Annotated in this window: 14 protein-coding genes; 10 read left to right on the forward strand and 4 right to left on the reverse strand. The window is 58.7% G+C overall.

Features of this window, described 5'->3' with window-relative positions; translation table 11 throughout:
• The first annotated feature begins 222 nt into the window (after nt 1–222).
• The 5 genes from mobC to ACYVGU_RS11120 all read left to right on the forward strand — a co-directional run bounded on the left by mobC (nt 223) and on the right by ACYVGU_RS11120 (nt 7,135).
• Nucleotides 223–2,232: a conjugal transfer protein MobC gene (mobC, locus tag ACYVGU_RS11100; protein ID WP_460622145.1), complete on the forward strand. Its 2,010-nt coding sequence runs from the start codon at nt 223–225 to the stop codon at nt 2,230–2,232.
• Between the two features lie 173 nt (nt 2,233–2,405).
• Nucleotides 2,406–3,992, forward strand: a complete 1,587-nt coding sequence (locus tag ACYVGU_RS11105) for a DUF3945 domain-containing protein (protein WP_460622146.1) — start codon at nt 2,406–2,408, stop codon at nt 3,990–3,992.
• Between the two features lie 434 nt (nt 3,993–4,426).
• On the forward strand, nt 4,427–5,689 hold the full coding sequence (locus ACYVGU_RS11110) for an amidohydrolase family protein (protein WP_460622147.1): 1,263 nt from the start codon (nt 4,427–4,429) through the stop codon (nt 5,687–5,689).
• A 104-nt stretch (nt 5,690–5,793) separates the two neighbouring features.
• On the forward strand, nt 5,794–5,997 hold the full coding sequence (locus ACYVGU_RS11115; RefSeq protein WP_460622148.1) for a hypothetical protein: 204 nt from the start codon (nt 5,794–5,796) through the stop codon (nt 5,995–5,997).
• 340 nt (nt 5,998–6,337) lie between these two features.
• Entirely contained in the window at nt 6,338–7,135 is a 798-nt protein-coding gene (locus ACYVGU_RS11120) for a zinc metalloprotease (RefSeq protein WP_460615826.1), read from the forward strand.
• A 497-nt stretch (nt 7,136–7,632) separates the two neighbouring features.
• On the opposite strand, the gene ACYVGU_RS11125 is transcribed toward ACYVGU_RS11120, so the two are convergent.
• Nucleotides 7,633–8,799 carry a fatty acid desaturase family protein gene (locus ACYVGU_RS11125; protein ID WP_460622149.1) on the reverse strand — a complete coding sequence of 389 codons (1,167 nt, stop codon included), beginning with the start codon at nt 8,797–8,799 and terminating at the stop codon, nt 7,633–7,635.
• A 430-nt stretch (nt 8,800–9,229) separates the two neighbouring features.
• Between ACYVGU_RS11125 and ACYVGU_RS11130 the strand changes: the two genes are divergently transcribed.
• Nucleotides 9,230–10,018: an MBL fold metallo-hydrolase gene (locus ACYVGU_RS11130; protein WP_460615824.1), complete on the forward strand. Its 789-nt coding sequence runs from the start codon at nt 9,230–9,232 to the stop codon at nt 10,016–10,018.
• A 532-nt stretch (nt 10,019–10,550) separates the two neighbouring features.
• On the forward strand, nt 10,551–11,675 hold the full coding sequence (gene opgC / locus ACYVGU_RS11135; RefSeq protein ID WP_460622150.1) for an OpgC domain-containing protein: 1,125 nt from the start codon (nt 10,551–10,553) through the stop codon (nt 11,673–11,675).
• A gap of 58 nt (nt 11,676–11,733) precedes the next feature.
• Here opgC and ACYVGU_RS11140 read toward each other — a convergent pair whose 3' ends face one another.
• Together ACYVGU_RS11140 and ACYVGU_RS11145 are read right to left on the reverse strand one after the other, a co-directional pair.
• On the reverse strand, nt 11,734–13,191 hold the full coding sequence (locus ACYVGU_RS11140; protein WP_460622151.1) for a hypothetical protein: 1,458 nt from the start codon (nt 13,189–13,191) through the stop codon (nt 11,734–11,736).
• A 139-nt stretch (nt 13,192–13,330) separates the two neighbouring features.
• A complete protein-coding gene (locus ACYVGU_RS11145; protein WP_460615821.1) occupies nt 13,331–13,462 on the reverse strand; it encodes a hypothetical protein in 132 nt (43 codons plus the stop codon).
• A 304-nt stretch (nt 13,463–13,766) separates the two neighbouring features.
• On the opposite strand from ACYVGU_RS11145, the gene ACYVGU_RS11150 reads away from it, so the two are divergent.
• Both ACYVGU_RS11150 and ACYVGU_RS11155 read left to right on the forward strand, forming a co-directional pair.
• Nucleotides 13,767–14,042, forward strand: coding sequence for a hypothetical protein (locus ACYVGU_RS11150; RefSeq protein WP_460622152.1), 276 nt, complete (start codon nt 13,767–13,769; stop codon nt 14,040–14,042).
• Nucleotides 14,043–14,111: 69 nt separating this feature from the next.
• Entirely contained in the window at nt 14,112–15,155 is a 1,044-nt protein-coding gene (locus ACYVGU_RS11155) for a RepB family plasmid replication initiator protein (RefSeq protein ID WP_460622153.1), read from the forward strand.
• A 40-nt stretch (nt 15,156–15,195) separates the two neighbouring features.
• Here the strand turns inward: ACYVGU_RS11155 and ACYVGU_RS11160 are convergent, their stop codons facing one another.
• Nucleotides 15,196–15,420, reverse strand: coding sequence for a hypothetical protein (locus ACYVGU_RS11160; protein ID WP_460615818.1), 225 nt, complete (start codon nt 15,418–15,420; stop codon nt 15,196–15,198).
• A 64-nt stretch (nt 15,421–15,484) separates the two neighbouring features.
• On the opposite strand from ACYVGU_RS11160, the gene ACYVGU_RS11165 reads away from it, so the two are divergent.
• The gene (locus ACYVGU_RS11165; RefSeq protein WP_460615817.1) at nt 15,485–15,847 is read left to right on the forward strand and encodes a hypothetical protein; all 363 of its coding nucleotides are present in this window, start codon (nt 15,485–15,487) and stop codon (nt 15,845–15,847) included.
• Nucleotides 15,848–15,851 lie beyond the last annotated feature (4 nt).

A 15,851-nucleotide genomic window follows, 5' to 3' on the forward strand; every position in this document is an offset into this window, starting at 1 on the left:
GCCACATTTTGGGGGCTTATAGCTTGGCACACCCGGGCTGCCTGACTTGGCTGCTGCAGGGGCCGCGGCACTAAGCGGGCGGCGAGAGGGGGTTGGCCCGCTCGTGTGCCGGGGCAGCCACTCGTCCCCGACTTTCGGCTGCTGGTCAAGAAGTGCCCAGCGGTGTCCGCGGCCCCTGGTAGGTTGCCGGATGCAATCCCAACCTAACGTGCGCTGTAACTAATGGAAGACGAAAAGGGACTCCGTAAAATCATGGAGCTCATGCGCCTGCTGGCCATCGGGCTGCTGGCCCTGAACCTCTACTACTACTGCTTTGGCTATTTTAAGGCCCAGGGCTGGGCCCCGGCCGTGGTGCAGGGACTGCTCGAAAGCTTCACCAGGAACACCTTCCTGTTTCAGGCCAGCTGGGTAAGCAAAACCCTGGCCGTCGTTTTTTTGCTTTTGAGCTGCCTGGGCACCCGGGGCCGTAAAGATGAAAAGGTAAAAGGCATCTCCGTGGCGGTCTCGGCCGGGCTGGGCCTGGCGTTGCTGTACGGGGCGGACCTGGTGCGCCGCGTGGCCCTGCCCGCCGGGCTGGCCACGGCTTTCTACGCCGGACTGCTGACGGCGGGCTTTCTGCTGCTGCTGAGCGCGGGGGCCTGGCTGAGCCGGCTGTTCAACCACACCCTGCTGGAGGACATTTTCAACAAAGGCAACGAGAGCTTTCCCCAGGAGGAGCGCCGGCTGGAAAACGAGTTTTCGGTAAACCTGCGCACGGAGTACTGGCTGCGGGGCAAAAAACGGCAAGGGTGGCTGAACGTGGTGAATCCCTTCCGGGCCACCATGGTGCTGGGCACGCCCGGCTCGGGCAAATCGTTTGCCATCATCAACGAGTTTATCCGCCAGCACCTGCAGAAGGGCTTCTGCATGTACATCTACGACTACAAGTTTGACGACCTGAGCCGCATCTGCTACAACACCTTGCTGCGCCACCAGGACAAGTTCGACCAGCCCGTGGGCTTTTACGTCATCAACTTCGACAACCCCCGCAAAAGCCACCGCTGCAACCCCCTGCTGCCGGAGCTGATGACCGACATCGTGGACGCCTACGAGTCGGCCTCCACCATTATGCTCAACCTCAATAAAAGCTGGATCCAAAAGCAGGGGGACTTTTTCGTGGAGTCGCCCATCAACTTCGTGGCCGCCATCATCTGGTTTCTTAAGCTGTTTGAAAAGGGCCGGTACTGCACTTTCCCCCACGTGATTGAGTTTCTGAGCCGGGACTACGAGGAGATTTTCCCGGTCTTGGCCTCCTACCCCGAGATTGAAAACCTGGTCAAGCCCTTCGTATCGGCGTACCAGAAAGATGCCATCGAGCAGCTGGAGGGGCAGATTGCCTCGGCCCGCATCCCGCTCTCGCGCCTGGCCTCGCCCCAGCTCTACTGGGTGATGTCGGGCAATGACTTTACCCTGGACATCAACAACCCCGCCGAGCCCAAGGTCCTGTGCGTGGGCAACAACCCCGAGCGCCAGGCCATCTACGGGGCCGCCCTGGGCCTCTACAACGCCCGCCTGGTCAAGCTGGTCAACCAGAAGGGCAAGCGCAAAAGCTCGCTGATCATCGACGAGCTGCCCACCATCTATTTCAAGGGCCTGGACAACCTCATTGCCACAGCCCGCAGCAACAAGGTCTCCACCTGCCTGGGCTTTCAGGACTTCTCCCAGCTCGAGCGCGACTACGGGCCGCGGGAAGCCGAAGTCATCAAGAACACGGTGGGCAACGTCTTCAGCGGGCAGGTGTCGGGCAACAGCGGCAAGTGGTTAAGCGAGCGGTTCGGCAAAATTCTGCAGCAGCGCCAGAGCCTGACGATGAACATGCGCGAGACCAGCACCGGCCTCTCCACCCAGATGGACAGCATGATCCCGCCCAGCACGATTGCCAATCTGACCCAGGGCACCTTCGTGGGGGCGGTGGCCGACAACTTCGGGGAGGAAATCAGCCAGAAGGTGTTTCATGCCCACATTCAGGTAGATGGGCAGCGGGTGGCTACTGAGGCCGGCGCCCTGCTGCCCATTCCCGACATCACCAGCTTTATCAACCCGGCCACGGGCCAGGATGAGGCCGAGCAGCTGATCAAAGCCAACTTCAACCAGATCAAAGCCGACGTCAAGGAGCTATGCCAGCGGGAGCTGCGGCGCATTAAGCAGGATCCCCTGCTGCAGCACCTGATTCGGGAAAAGGCCGAAAAGTAAGGAGGACCCGGGCGGGGAGGGCCGGCGCTTGTCGGGAGGCCGTTCGTGTAGCCTGCGCGTAACTCAGCCGTTGTTTTCAACCGTCCGTCAACTTTCAGCGGGTCGGATTGGGGCCGCGAGTAGGTTTGCCGCGTCGACTTTCGGTTTGCGTTCTTTCTAACCCTTCTTTTTCCATGACCAAGCAAGATGATATCCCATCCGTCAACCAGGGCCCCGCGGCTGTAGCGCCAACGCCCGGAGTGGTTCCGCCCCCGGCCCCCGGGGCCGGCGAAGTGGGGCAGGTAGAGATCCGCTGGCAGCAGCGGGGTGAGGAGGTGGCTCCCCTGCTGGAGATGCGCGCCTACCTGAGCGAGCTGAAAGATGCGGGCGTCGCCGTCGGGGCGTTGACCTGGGAGTCGGTAGGGGAGGGGCAGCTTCGGGGCCGCTTTCCTGTAAGCTATGACCCGGGCAGTGACCGGCTGCTGGAGCTGGAAAGCATCCTCCAGGGCCTCAAGCAAGTGCGTAACGGCCTGGAAGTGGTGGAGCAGCACGAGCAGACGATCCGCCGCTGGGACCGCCTCGGCCCCGACCAGCAGGCCCGGGTGGTGCCGGCGGCCGCCCACGTAACCCAAGCCTTCGGCGTAAAGCAGTGGGATGCCCTCAGCGCCCAGCTCGCCGCCGTACCCAAGCACGCGCTCACCCTGCCCGAGCAAGGGCAGCAGACGGCCGCGCAGCAGAGGGTGCGGCAGCTCGCCCAGTTGCAGGGCCAGGTCAGCGAGCACGTGCTGCGCGAGGGCAAAAGTCTGTTTGACATCGAGTCCAGCGGCAACCCGGCCTCGGCCTTTCTGAAAAACTTCTACGCCCACCTCCACGGCGGCCCTAAAACGCGGCAGAGCCTGGAGGTGGACTACGAGAAAACCCGGCGGGAATTGCAGGCCCGCCTGCTCCAGCCGGCCAGCCCTGCCGTCTCCCCGCCGTCCGGGCAGAAGCAGGACCGAAAGCCGGCCGTCGCCCCCGGGACAGCTGCGCCCCTGGCGCCCCCACCTGCTGCCGGTGCCCCACCGTTTGCCGTAGCTGACCTTCCCCAGCAGGTGCTGGGCTCGCTCGGGCTGACGGTCGAGCACCTGGAGAAAAGCGGCCAGCTGACAAAGCTGCTCTCGGGGCAGAAAACAAACCTGCTCCCCTTGGAGGTGGCCGGAGCCCCGGGGCAGGAGCCGGTCCGGTTTGCCGCCAAGATGGTGCTGCACCGCGAGGCGGATACCTCAGTTACCCTTCAGCTGGAGCTACCCCAGGCTAACTTAATCATCCCCAACGAGATCGGGGGCCGCCGGCTGACGCCGCAGCAGCGCGAAAACCTGGAGCGGGCAGGCAACGCGGGGCTGGTCCGCGGCCTGAAAGATGCGCAGGGCCGGGCGTATAATGGTTTCGTGGCCGTGGACCCGGCCATGAACCAGGTAGTAGTGCTCCCGGAAAGCAAGGTGAGCCTGCGCGACACCATTGCCGGCGTGCCGCTCAGCCCCGAGCAAAGCCACGACCTGCGCGAGGGCAAAGCCGTGGCGCTGGCGGGCATGGTCAGCGGCCACGACGGCCGGCCGTTTGACGGCACGGCGCAGGTCAACGCGGCCAGGGCCTGCATTGAGATCCAACCCGCGGCCCACGAGCGGCAGCAGCGGCAGGTGCCCGAAAACAAGCAGGCAGCGCCAGCGCAGACCAGGACTGTTAAGGCCACTACTTTGAAAGCACCAGCGGTCCCGGCAAAAAAGCGGGGGCCCCGCCCCTAGGAGCGTATGGGGGAATTAGGGACGGAGATGTAAACCCAAGGCTATGGTGGCGACTAGCAGCCAAGTGACATGACTGCAAGGGGTGTAGTCGACGGCTAAGCGGCGAAAACAGGCCAGCCAGGCAATGGTACGCTCGACGACCCAGCGCTGCGGGGGCCGGACTGGCCCCTGATAGCCCTACGGCAGACGTAGCGTAAGGCATGGAAGACGTAGCGCAAACTACAAGCGCCGACGCCGTTGCACCGGCAGCAGCAACTGAATACCTTGCCCCTGCGAGTCAGTGAGAGGTTGATAGCCGTCAACCATACGGTAGCCTGGAGCCTAGAAACTCCGACTGCAACTCACTGACTCATTTTTATTTAAGCTCCATCCTACTCCCCAAACGCGCTTTGACAATGAAGTACTGTTATTTGCTATTGCTCTGCCTTTTTTCCATGGTGGGCAATAGCCAATCCTTGAAAAAGGCGAAAAGAAGCTATGCCTTCCGGGGTGTGAACGTGGTGGATGTACAATCGGGATCAATCGTATCCAACACCAATGTCCTGGTCAGCAATGGTAAGATCGTGGCAGTTGGGCGCAGCAAGCAAAAGTTTCCCAAGGGCACGGTAGTGATTGATGCGCCAGGCAAATTCGTCATGCCCGGACTGTACGACATGCATGCCCATTTTCCCAACGTAGACGGCGAACCCTTTCCCATTGAGGACTACCTGTTTCTCAACCTGTCGCGGGGCATCACCTCCCTCCGGATCATGCGGGGAGCGCCGGTCGTGTTAGATTGGAAACAAAAGATCAGAAACGAAGACGTAATCGGGCCTACTCTTTTTGTTGGTTCTCCCGCCCTGGTGGTAGACGAAAAATTCCAAAAGCAAGATCTGCGCGCGCTCCTGGCAGGATACCAGCAGGATGGCTACGATTTTATCAAATACCTCGGCGGAAACAACCAGGGGGTGTATGACTCCATTAACCAGATCGCGCAAGCGATCGGCATGAAAGTAGCCGGTCATGGACCGCCCAGGGGCCTGGAGGCAGCAGTACACGCCAGTCAGTCGTCGGTGGAGCACATCGAACCCTTCGTCGGCCTTTATTTATTCGACAGCACGCGCTATGCCGCCGCCATAACCAGGTTTGCGGAGAAAAGATTATGGTCGTGTCCCGACCTGTACTGGTACCTGATCTACGGGTATCAGATTCCAAAGCAGAAGTTGCTGGCCTCCCCCGGGATCGAATATGTGTCGAAAGAGTTGGTAGCCCGCTGGCAGAAAGACTTGTATGGCCTCGATAGCGCCGCCCTCAAACGAAAATACGATGGCTATGCCTTGCGGATAAAGGCGTACAAAAAGTTGTTAGCGCACCAGGACCAGCAGGGCGTCAAGCTTTTGGTGAGTCCCGGCGATGGCCCGTTTATTATTCCCGGGTATAGCTATCTGGAAGAAATGAAACTGTTCGCCCAGTCTAGCATCAGTAACGCCAGCATTCTCAGGGCGTGTACCTATCACGCTGCCCACTATTTCGGACAAAACAACCTGGGCACAATTGAAGCAAATCAAACTGCCGATCTCGTGTTACTCGATGCGAATCCATTGCTGGACATTACCAATGTCACGAAGATCAGCGGGGTTATGGTTCGCGGGCGGTGGTTTTCTAAAAAGGAAATAGACGAGAAATTGTCGGCGATAAAAAAGAAATACAAGAACTGACAACGCAGGCGTAATCACCCGCACGATTCATTTATTAGCGCGTGCTCGGGAGTTCAGGCCCGATGGAGCGATAGGGTGATGTTGGCCAGTCCTAGCCAAGCAACATGGCTGGCAGGAATAAACCAGTAATCAACGACCACGCGGCGAAGGCAGGCCAGCCAGGCGAAGGCGCGCTCAGCAACCCAGCGCTGGGCCAGCGGCACGAAGCCGCGTGGCACTGGCAGCAGCAACTGGATACCTTGAAGGGGTTGGTAGCCCTCAACTTTAATGCCCGAGAAAGCTTAGGCACTCCCCGCGCACCTTACTGATCCGTTTCTATTTACGCAGCACCCAATTCCCAAACACGCGCTACGACCCGCTACTTTTTTTCTGCCTGATAAAGCCCGGAAGCTCTGTTCGGGGCTTTTGCTTTTAAGCCTTTCCAGCACCGGTTGGCAGGGAACGCAGCGTGATGGTACAGCAGCTAAAAACGCAAGTTGAGCTCCTCAAGCTACCAAGCCACAGTCTGGCTAAGTTCTCCAAGAGGCGAAAGGACTCGCTCGTCTCTTACCAGTATTCGCTTTTTATCACCGGTGAAAATTAAAATAGTTATAGTATTAATATTTTAAATACATTGTAGTATCATTCATCCTCACACAACCAGGTCTTATGAAAATTACTTCCTACCTCACAATGGCCGCTCTGGCTACCTTGACTTTAGCCAGCGGCTGCTCCGAAAAAGAAGCCGTAGTAAACACGTCCAAGGAAATCAGCGCCGATGCCCTCAGCCAAATTCGGCAGTTGGGCTTTAGTACCGCCAATGTGCAGCGCGATGAAAGCGGCAACTACTTGGTAGAAGGTGACATTCTGCTGAGCCCTGAGGAGCTTGACCGTGGCGCCGCCACCAAACTGCTGCGCGTAGGCGATGCCGAACAATATCGGACGACCAACTTGGTCAAGGGCCCCCGCAACATATCTATCAGCGTGTCGAGCCAGCTGCCTTCGGCCTATGTGACGGCCATTGATGAGGTAGTACGTCGGTACAATGCCCAGAACCTGACCATCACGTTTAGCCGCGTGGCCTCGGGCGGCAACATCAACGTAGTGCGGGCCAGCGGCAGCTACCTGGCCTCGGCGGGTTTTCCCACCAGCACGGGCAGCCCGTACAATCAAGTGAAGGTGAACTCGCGCGCCATCGGTACGGCCAACCCGACTACTTACATTGCTACCATTCTGGCCCACGAAGTAGGCCACTGCATCGGCTTCCGCCACACCGACTACATGGACCGCAGCTACAGCTGCGGCGGTGCTACCTCTAACGAGGGGGCCAGCACCGTGGGCGCTATCCTGATTCCCGGCACTCCGGCCGCTGCCGACCCGAACTCCTGGATGCTGGCCTGCATTGGCTCGGGCCAGGACCGGCCGTTCAACGCCAACGACCGCACGGCTCTGAGCACCTTGTACTAGCCGGCCCACTGGCCTATCCGGCGTTCTCCGCGTTGGAGACCCGTACCCCATAACAGCGCCGCCGCGGATGATCCGCGGCGGCGCTGTTTCATTATGCCCCCTTTTATCGCTTGCCACTTCCGGCGGAAACCTGCCGTGCTGCTGCCGGTTGGCCGGCCTTATCCCGTGCCGGCAGCTGGATACCCCAGCAGTTCCATTTTTAACTTTAAACAACGATGATTTCCGCAGGGTGCACCCGGAACGGCTAGGGCGGCGGCCGGTTAAACGGGATGCTGGTGGCAAACCTCAGCGCACCGGGTGGCAGAAGCGGTTGAAAGCCCAGGACTCGGAGCCCAGGTCATTACAACGTACATTCTCTAGTTTTCCCATCTGGTGGTCGTGATCAACACTACCCGCAATAACCTACCCCGGGCCGGGCGTAGCCGAAATCCCTGGAAGCATCCTATCCCTGGTGGGGTAGGGGAGAAGGTATGGCCGCTCTACTTGCCGGTCCGGCTTTAGGCCCGGCCATCGCTTAGCAGGCTAACTTCGGCCGCGGGGCGGGCTACGGCAGGCTCGGCTGGAGCGTCTGATTTGCCCGCAACGGCTTTCGGCCGGCCGAGTTGGTGGAGCATGCGGTAGTGGGAGCGGAGTGCCCCGGCAAAGGAAGCATTCTCCAGGTAGGGCAACCCAAACTCCTGCGCCGTCTGCCGGACAATGCCGGCAATGGCCGGGTAGTGAATGTGGCAGATGCGCGGAAACAGGTGGTGCTCAATCTGCCGGTTTAGCCCCCCGCACAGAAAGCCGGCCACCGCACTGCGGGGCGAGAAGTTGGCGGTGGTCCGCAACTGGTGCACGGCCCAGGCTTCCTGAATTTCGCCCTGGTCGGTGGGCTCGGGAAAGGATGTGCCTTCCACTACGTGGGCCAGCTGAAATACCAGGCCCAGTACCAGTCCCTCCACAAAGTGCAAGCCCAGGAAGCCCAGCACCAGCTGCCACCAGGTGATGGGCAGCACCAGCAGGGGCAAGACCAGAAACAGCCCGTAATACAGAAACTTGTACAAAAACAGGTTCACGTACTCCTGGCGGGGGTGGCGGGTGACGTGCTCACCGATCTTGGCCTGAAAAAACTTGACGTAGTCCTTGCGCAGCACCCAGGATAGGGAGGCCAGGCCGTAAATCGGAAAGGCGTACAGGTGCTGAAACCGCTGCCAGGGGCGCACGGGCTCTTGCTCCGAGAAGCGGATCAGGCCCGGGGCCACCTCAATATCCTCGTCGTGGCCGGGGATGTTGGTGTAGGTATGGTGTACGATGTTGTGGGTAATGGTCCACACGTAGGGGTTGGCGCCAATCAGGTTGAACAGCAAGCTGAACACTTTGTTGACGTGCTTGTTGGCCGAGAAGGACCCGTGCAGGGCGTCGTGGCAGATGTTAAAGCCGATAAAGGCGCAGGTAGCCCCCAGCAGGCCCGCGAGCCCCAGCATTCCCCAGGGTCCAAACTGCCCGGACAGGATCAGGCCGTAGAGCCCGACAAAGGCAGTAAGAAAGAAGATGGTTTTAAACCACATGGCCCCGTTGGCGTGACGGGAAAGCTGCCGCTCCTGAAAGTAGGCATCGACCCGCTGGCGAACCGTTGCAAAAAAGGTTGACCGGGAGGGGTTGGTAAATTTAAGACTACTGCTCATGAACTGGGAAAGAGGGATGGTGCGCAAGAACAGCTCACACTGCCTCAGTCACAAAGTAAGGGTAGGAATTGCTAACCTGGCCAGCCGGCAAAAGTTAAAAAGCTAAACGGTTGGTTGGCAGGTGGCCCGGGACCCCGGCTTACGGCAAGCGCCACGCTACCTAACCAGCCGGCCCGGGATAATGGTTCGGTTAGCCCTTTAATACTCTGCCGGGGGCGCCAGCGTTGTCAAGCGGCCCCCGGCAGCTTCACTGATTCCGACCACCCGGCAAGCGATAGTAGATCCGGCCGGCGGGGGCGGGGCGGCGGGTTGCGTTGAACTTGTGCGCCCTGGCCGGGTTATTGTCTCGCTTTTCGGTGGCTTTTCCTGCTTTAGCGGGCCGGCCGCCAACCCTATCCCGTACTACCCCTAACCCATCCGGCAGAAAACCATGAAATTTACCTTACTACTTACGGCCGCGCTGGCTGCTTGTACCGCGCAGGCCTCGGCCCAGACGACCACCGCGGCCGCGCCGCCGCGCGTGGCCGCCGACCAGATCAAAACCAGCAGCGGCCCGCTTACCGTGCAGCCCATCACGCACGGCAGCGTGGTATTCACTTGGAATGGGAAAACTATTTACGTGGACCCTTACGGCGGGGCGGAATCCTACGCCGGCCTGGCCGCACCCGATATCATCCTGATAACTGACATTCACGGCGACCACATGGACCCGAAAACGCTGGCGGGCCTTCCCGTGGGCAAGGCCTTGCTGGTAGTGCCCCGGGCCGTGGCGGAGAAGCTGCCGGCCGAGTATAAGCCCCAGGTACGCATCCTCAGCAACGGCCAGCAGCTGGACACGCTGGGCCTGAGCATCGGGGCCATTCCCATGTACAACCTGCCCGAGGCCGCCGACGCGATGCACCCCAGGGGCCGCGGCAACGGCTACGTGCTGGGCCTGGGCGGCAAAAAGGTGTACCTCTCCGGCGACACGGAAGACATCCCCGAAATGCGGGCCCTGAAAAACATCGACGTGGCGTTTGTGTGCATGAACCTGCCCTACACCATGGACGTGAACCAGGCGGCGCAGGGGGTGCTCGCTTTTAAGCCGGGCATCGTGTACCCGTATCACTACCGGGGCCAGAACGGTCTGAGCGACGTGAGCAGCTTCCAGAAAACCGTCAACTCGGCCAATAAGAAGATTGACGTTCGGCTGCGCAACTGGTATCCGGCGGCTCAGTAAGGCAGCTTCCTCCCGCAATAAACGTGCGGTTAGGCCCCTGGGCCTGGCCGCACGTTCTTTTTTGCGCCCCTGCCCGCAGGTGGGTCCTAAGCGGAACCCCCTGCCTGGGTAGTCCGGCCGCGGGTCCGTAACCCGAAGCGCGGTGGGGCACCCGCCAAAGCTCGGCGCGAGCGGCCGGGTCTGGCTACTGGCCCGCGGGCAGCAACTACCTTCTGTTTCCAACTCAGCCCTGAATGGTGGGTTTTGCACTAGTTTTATACAAATTATAATTAGTATAACAACATTATTTTTTGAGTTACGCTGGAAATCCAGTACTTTTCGCCCTCGCTTACGCTGGGTCCGCCGGTTACCACTGGCCCGGCCGGCGTAAGCTGAACCGTTGAGCTAAGGCCCCCCGTATTCAGGGCCCCCTATACATCCACCCGTTTGCCCACCTACCTGTTGGCCGCCGCGGCTTCCGCTAGTGAGCAGCTATCTTCTGATGCACCTGATACGCTTGCTGCTATCTACTCACCTTTAAGCCCTACTGGTAATGGAACGCAATCAGCAGTTGGATTTTTTTAGGGGGGCCTTTCTTATTCTGATCACCGTAAATCATTTTTTATCCGAGAATAATATCATCCGCTATTTCACGTATGAATTTATTGGTTGGGTGACGGGAGCGGAAGGTTTTGTATTTATCTCGGGGCTTACCCTCGGCCTGGTGTACACCCGCAGCTACGACCATAAAAATGCCGGTTTCATTTCCACCCTGGCATTTAAACGCTCCTGGCTGATTTACAAAAATCACCTAGGCATATTGCTTTTAACGGTGCTGCTGCTCAACGCAATCGGTCCGCTCCGGGATTACTGGAATTCCACCTACCCGCTCATCACGGAAAAGCCTTTTTTGTCTCTTCTCCTGGGGGTTATCCTGCTGTCCGAGCCCATTTACCTGGACATTCTGCCCATGTATGCCATTTTCATGCTGTTCGTGCCGGTAATCATCAGGGGGTTCACCAACGGTAAAATCTGGCTTATCATACTGGTATCCGCGGTTATCTACCTGCTGGGCACGCTGACCAGCCTACCGCTGCTGCCCCCGCCTCATTTCCTGCCCGACTACATTGATGTCGGCTTTTTCGATTTGCTGTGCTGGCAGCTGATATTTGTGCTGGGAATACTGGTAGGGTTTCTCCACTATCACGGCAAAACCCAAGGCCTGCTAAACAGCAGGGTCCTGGTGTGGACCTCCGTGATCCTGTGCCTTACCTGTTTTGTTTTCCGGCACCTGGAAACCACTTTTCCCCAGTTCAATTTTGGTATTTTAATTAGCAAGAATCATCTGGGCCTGTTTAGAATACTTAATTTTTTAGCCCTTTTCAATATCGTTGCCTTTGTGGCCAACAAGAAAGTGAATTGGTTTAAAAATGAAATGGTGGAGGGCCTGGGTAGAAATTCCCTGAATGTGTTTTTGCTGAATATTCTTATTCTGATCCTGCTTAAGCCAATTCAGTCCTATTTTGATTCCTTGTATTATTTTAAGGTCAACCATTTTTTTTACTTCTATCCCGTCAGCTTGCTGCTGCTGGTTACCCTGGTGATACCCACTTCCTATTTGGTACCGTTTTTCAGCGACCGGCGGCGCATAAAACACTCCCAGCGCGTATCAGCCTGACGGGCGCTGCCGGGCCGGGGTCCCTTAGCGGTCCCGGCCCGGCACATTAACTCCCGGCCTAGTGCTTACACAGGCAGGGCCCCTTATCAATCGGGCGAAAGCGCACCAGCTTGGCCAGCAGCCAGTTGTGGGGAACCAGCAGTTCCGGCTGGTTGCTGACGCCCTGCGTTACGCGCAGGGTGTAGGGATGCTGGTTGCGCACATACCGGGCGTAGAAATCGGTGTCGGCAGCACTAACGATGCGCTGGAACTCAAAGAAGGTGATCAGCTGATGATCCGCCACAAAGGGCTTGAGCGTTTCCAGGTTGGTATCCGAGATATCAACCAGATCATGCTCCAGGGAAGTAAGCTGCAGGGTCGCGGGCAGCAGGAGGTGATTGCTGATCCCACCTTCGGTTCGCAGGTTGCTGAACATGGAAAAGCTGGTCTGCGTTTTCAGGCCCAGGTAGGGGCTCATGCCGTTGAAGAGCACCAGCAGGGGGATCAGCCAGAAGGCCGCGGGCCGGATCCCAAACTGCAGGGCGGACTGCTCCGGGGCCAGGTGGCTCCGACTGATGATCAAGCCGTAGACCATCATGTATAGCAGCCCATACAGCAGCCACACCCACAGCCCCACCAGGGTAAACCAGTAGTTGATGTAGTTGGCGTGGGAGGCGCTAAACCAGGCAATCAGGGCCGCCGCTATTACCCCCCCGGCGGCCACCACCTGAAGGCGGCCCACTAGCAGGGGGACGTTTTTCGACCAGCCAGAGGCCAGCGCCCGGACCTGCTCGGGAAATTGGGGCGGGAAGAAAAGCGTGTAGATGCCGAACAGCATGGCGGAAAAGCTGTAGAGGCCCACGTGCGGGTGGATGGCCAGAAAGTAGTGAAAGCCGCACCCCAGGATGATGCCCAGAAACCGGGTGCGGCGAAAGCACAGAAACAAGGGGATGGCGGCTTCCACCACCAGCGTACCCCAGACGGCCAGCCACTGCGCCCCCAGGCTCTGGGGCAGGAAAGGCAACCGGCCGGAGTAGCCACTCAGCAGAAAAGTGCTGCAGCTGATATTCACGTTGAAGTAGTCCCAGTTAAGCTTGTGCAGGACGGCGTAGAAATACAGCACCAGCAAACTCAGGCGCACAAAGGGCGCAAAGGCCTGAAACAGGGCCGCCCGGGCCTCGGGCGTGCTCCAGGCGGCCGCCTCCCCCCGCTGCGCATACCCGCGCGCCAGGGTCCAGGAGAGCGCCAGAAACATGCCGGTGTTGATGATAAACTCAAACGTGATGTGATTGGGAGCCATGGGCATCCAGTCAAAGGTGTTGGCCATGCTACAGCCCAGCATGAGCAGGAAGAACCCGATAACGTGGGGCCGCCACAGCACCAGGGCCGCGGCCAGCAGCAGGGCAAAGCTGAAGAAGTGATGCGAGCTGACCCGGTCAGTGAAGCTTAGCACGTGCAGCACATTGGCCACTGCCCAGACAAAGCAGAAAAGCGTAAGTCTGTCAAACCGGCTCGGGGAGAGAGTCAGGGAGTTCATGGTCCGCAATGTTATTTGTATAATTTTATCTAAAATAAATATTATTATATTTTTAATCGTATCCTAACCTTCGCGGAAATATTTTGGGAAGCGCCGCCTCTTCCCTCGTGGTGGCTAAGGTTCCGCGAACGGGTCAGTCTTACTGCCGGCCGCCCGAGCTGCTGCTGGCGGCCGGTCCGTCGCCGAGCCCGGTGGTAAGAGCGGTGCCATTTTTCACGTAGATGGGGACCAGAAGCCGGGGCGAGGGTGGGCAGGGGAAGCGTGGTGCCATTTTTCACGCAGATGCCCGGCAAGATCTTTTCGCCTGCCTTGCGGGTCTTTTCCGCGGCTCCGGCAGCGTAAATACTGGCCGCCCAACGCCTTAAACAGGATTTTCCGCCCGACCCGGCCCTTGCCGGGAAATGCGCGGGAAGAGTTTAGATTTTTCAAAAAAAGACTGAACCTCTTCTGTTTTCTTAAGCTATTCTTAACTATTCTATATTCAGGAGGCCATAAGTAATTGATAAATAGGTATTTGAGGGCGTTATCTGCGTGAAAAAGGGCACTCTGCTGCGTGAAAAACGGCACTCTATTACGTGAGAATTGGCACCACCTGCGTGAAAACCGGCACCCTATTGCGTGAGGAATGGCACCACTACGTGAAAAACGGCACCATCTGCGTGAAAAGCGGCACTGTATCTGATGGCCAGGGCCGGGCCAGGATCGACGTGAAAACTGGCACTCTGCTTTCCCGCAATTTCTACCTGCGTGAAAACCGGCACTTTAGCCGGCGGGCGATCTGCGTGAAAAACGGCACTCTGCCGCGTAAAATGATCTGCGTGAAAAATGGCACTGTCATATCTTTTACGTGAATACACATCTATTTTCACGTAGATCCGTCTATATTCGTGAACCCTCCCGACCCCCCGTTCCTGCTCCCTATGGCGTCACGTGCTGTTGTTGTTCCTCCGCAATACCCCCGCGCCTACCAGGCCAACGCGCTGGTGCGGGCCCCGCTTAAGCTCACCCACGTGGAAGCGCGCATCTTTGCCCTGGCGCTAGGGTGCATCCACCAGGACCAGACCGAGCTGCCCGGCATTTCTATTCCCCTGAATCGGGTGATGACCCACAAGAAGGGAGGCAGCATCTACGAGACCATCCGCGACGCCTGCAAGAGTTTGATGTCGAAAGTGGTAAGCATCGAGTCCCAGACCGGAAACAAAAAGCGGTTTACGGCCTACTCCATTATCAGCTACATTGACTTAAACGAGGGCACGGGCTTTCTGACCGGTAACTTTGCGCCGGAGATCAAGCCCTTTCTGCTGCAGTTGGCGGAGCAGTACACCCACGTGGAGATTGAAACCCTGCTGACGCTTAAGTCCGCCCATGCCCATCGCCTGTACTGGCTGCTCAAGTCCTGGGATGACGTGGGGCTTTGGGAGGTGGACTTTGACACGCTGCGCAAACAGGTGCTGGGGGATGACAACGACGTAACCTACACCCTGTTTTACGACTTTAAGCGCTACGTGCTGGAGCCGGCCCTGCGGGAGCTGCACTCCCTGGGGTGGATGGTCACCTACGACCCGCTCAAGGAAGGCAAAAAAGTACGGGGAGTCCGCTTCTCCATTCCCAAGCCGCTGGCCCGCCTGGAAGGGGGGGAGGAGCCCCTGGTTACGCCCAAGAAGGCCCCAGGCAAATCCCGGCCGGCCGAGAAGCAGATGAGTCTGCCCCTGGCCATTGAAATGCCCACGCTGCACCAGCGCATTGTTACGCGCCTGCAGAAGCTGAAGATGACCCCGGCCCAGATCCAGCACGTGCTGGAGTTCATGGGCGATGACGAGGCTAGGATCTCCCGCCTGATGAAAGTTACCCATCCCCTGCTGCGAGACTTTGAGGCGGGCAACAAAGTTTTTGACAATCTGGGCGGAGCAGCCACCAACCTGCTGAAAACCGAGTTTCCCGGGCTGTACCCCGTGCTCCGGTAGCCCGGCCGCTCCCGCGGCCGGCAAAAAATTACGCGGGCGGCTATTCGGCCTTTTCCACGGCCGCCTGAATAAGGTCAGCGGCGCCGAGGGAAGGATGGTGGGTAAGTAAATCCAGGCAGGTGCGCTGCAGCTGGGCATCCTGCGCCAAGCTTAGCTGCCGGTGCTGCAGGTAGTAACCGGCTACCAGCTGGGATAGCAGCACGGCCGCCGTAGAGTGGCGGGACTCGTGCAAGGCCGCACGAAAAGCAACTTCAGTTTCAGACATGGCGCAAAGCAGTTGGCTTAGGCCCTAACTCGGCAACAAGTATACCAACTCCCTGGCCAAAGCTTTGTCTTACAGGATAAGGCAACTGAAAGACAAAGTTTTATCATGCGCGGGGGCCGGTATAGCAAGGAGGCAAGCGAATCGCCTCGCCAGCAGTGGGCGCATTTCCGGCCGCCGGATGCAACGCCAGCTTATCGCCAACCGCAGCATTAAAGTGTACCCTGACGGCGCCCCCAATCTGTGGCACCGACCATTGGCCTGCCGATTCGGGGCGGCCGGGGCCCCTGTGGGGTACACCCCCGTCGCCGAGCTGGACATGTGGTTTCTGGGGCGCCGCCTGGTTGAGTTCAGCTTCTACATCCTAACCCTAAGTCACTTGTATTTGATAAACGGAAGGCAGGCCTTTTCCCCGGACCTGGGTGAATAGGCGG

The sequence above is a fragment of the Hymenobacter tenuis genome (assembly GCF_054780495.1).

Coding starts and splice junctions, on each gene's coding strand:
- ACYVGU_RS11115 (WP_460622148.1), top strand. CDS start 5,794: ATGGCTGGCAGGAATAAACCAGTAATCAACGACCACGCGGCGAAGGCA.
- ACYVGU_RS11105 (WP_460622146.1), top strand. CDS start 2,406: ATGACCAAGCAAGATGATATCCCATCCGTCAACCAGGGCCCCGCGGCT.
- ACYVGU_RS11145 (WP_460615821.1), bottom strand. CDS start 13,462: ATGGCACCACGCTTCCCCTGCCCACCCTCGCCCCGGCTTCTGGTCCCC.
- ACYVGU_RS11125 (WP_460622149.1), bottom strand. CDS start 8,799: ATGAGCAGTAGTCTTAAATTTACCAACCCCTCCCGGTCAACCTTTTTT.
- ACYVGU_RS11160 (WP_460615818.1), bottom strand. CDS start 15,420: ATGTCTGAAACTGAAGTTGCTTTTCGTGCGGCCTTGCACGAGTCCCGC.
- ACYVGU_RS11130 (WP_460615824.1), top strand. CDS start 9,230: ATGAAATTTACCTTACTACTTACGGCCGCGCTGGCTGCTTGTACCGCG.
- ACYVGU_RS11120 (WP_460615826.1), top strand. CDS start 6,338: ATGAAAATTACTTCCTACCTCACAATGGCCGCTCTGGCTACCTTGACT.
- mobC (WP_460622145.1), top strand. CDS start 223: ATGGAAGACGAAAAGGGACTCCGTAAAATCATGGAGCTCATGCGCCTG.
- ACYVGU_RS11140 (WP_460622151.1), bottom strand. CDS start 13,191: ATGAACTCCCTGACTCTCTCCCCGAGCCGGTTTGACAGACTTACGCTT.
- ACYVGU_RS11155 (WP_460622153.1), top strand. CDS start 14,112: ATGGCGTCACGTGCTGTTGTTGTTCCTCCGCAATACCCCCGCGCCTAC.
- ACYVGU_RS11110 (WP_460622147.1), top strand. CDS start 4,427: ATGGTGGGCAATAGCCAATCCTTGAAAAAGGCGAAAAGAAGCTATGCC.
- opgC (WP_460622150.1), top strand. CDS start 10,551: ATGGAACGCAATCAGCAGTTGGATTTTTTTAGGGGGGCCTTTCTTATT.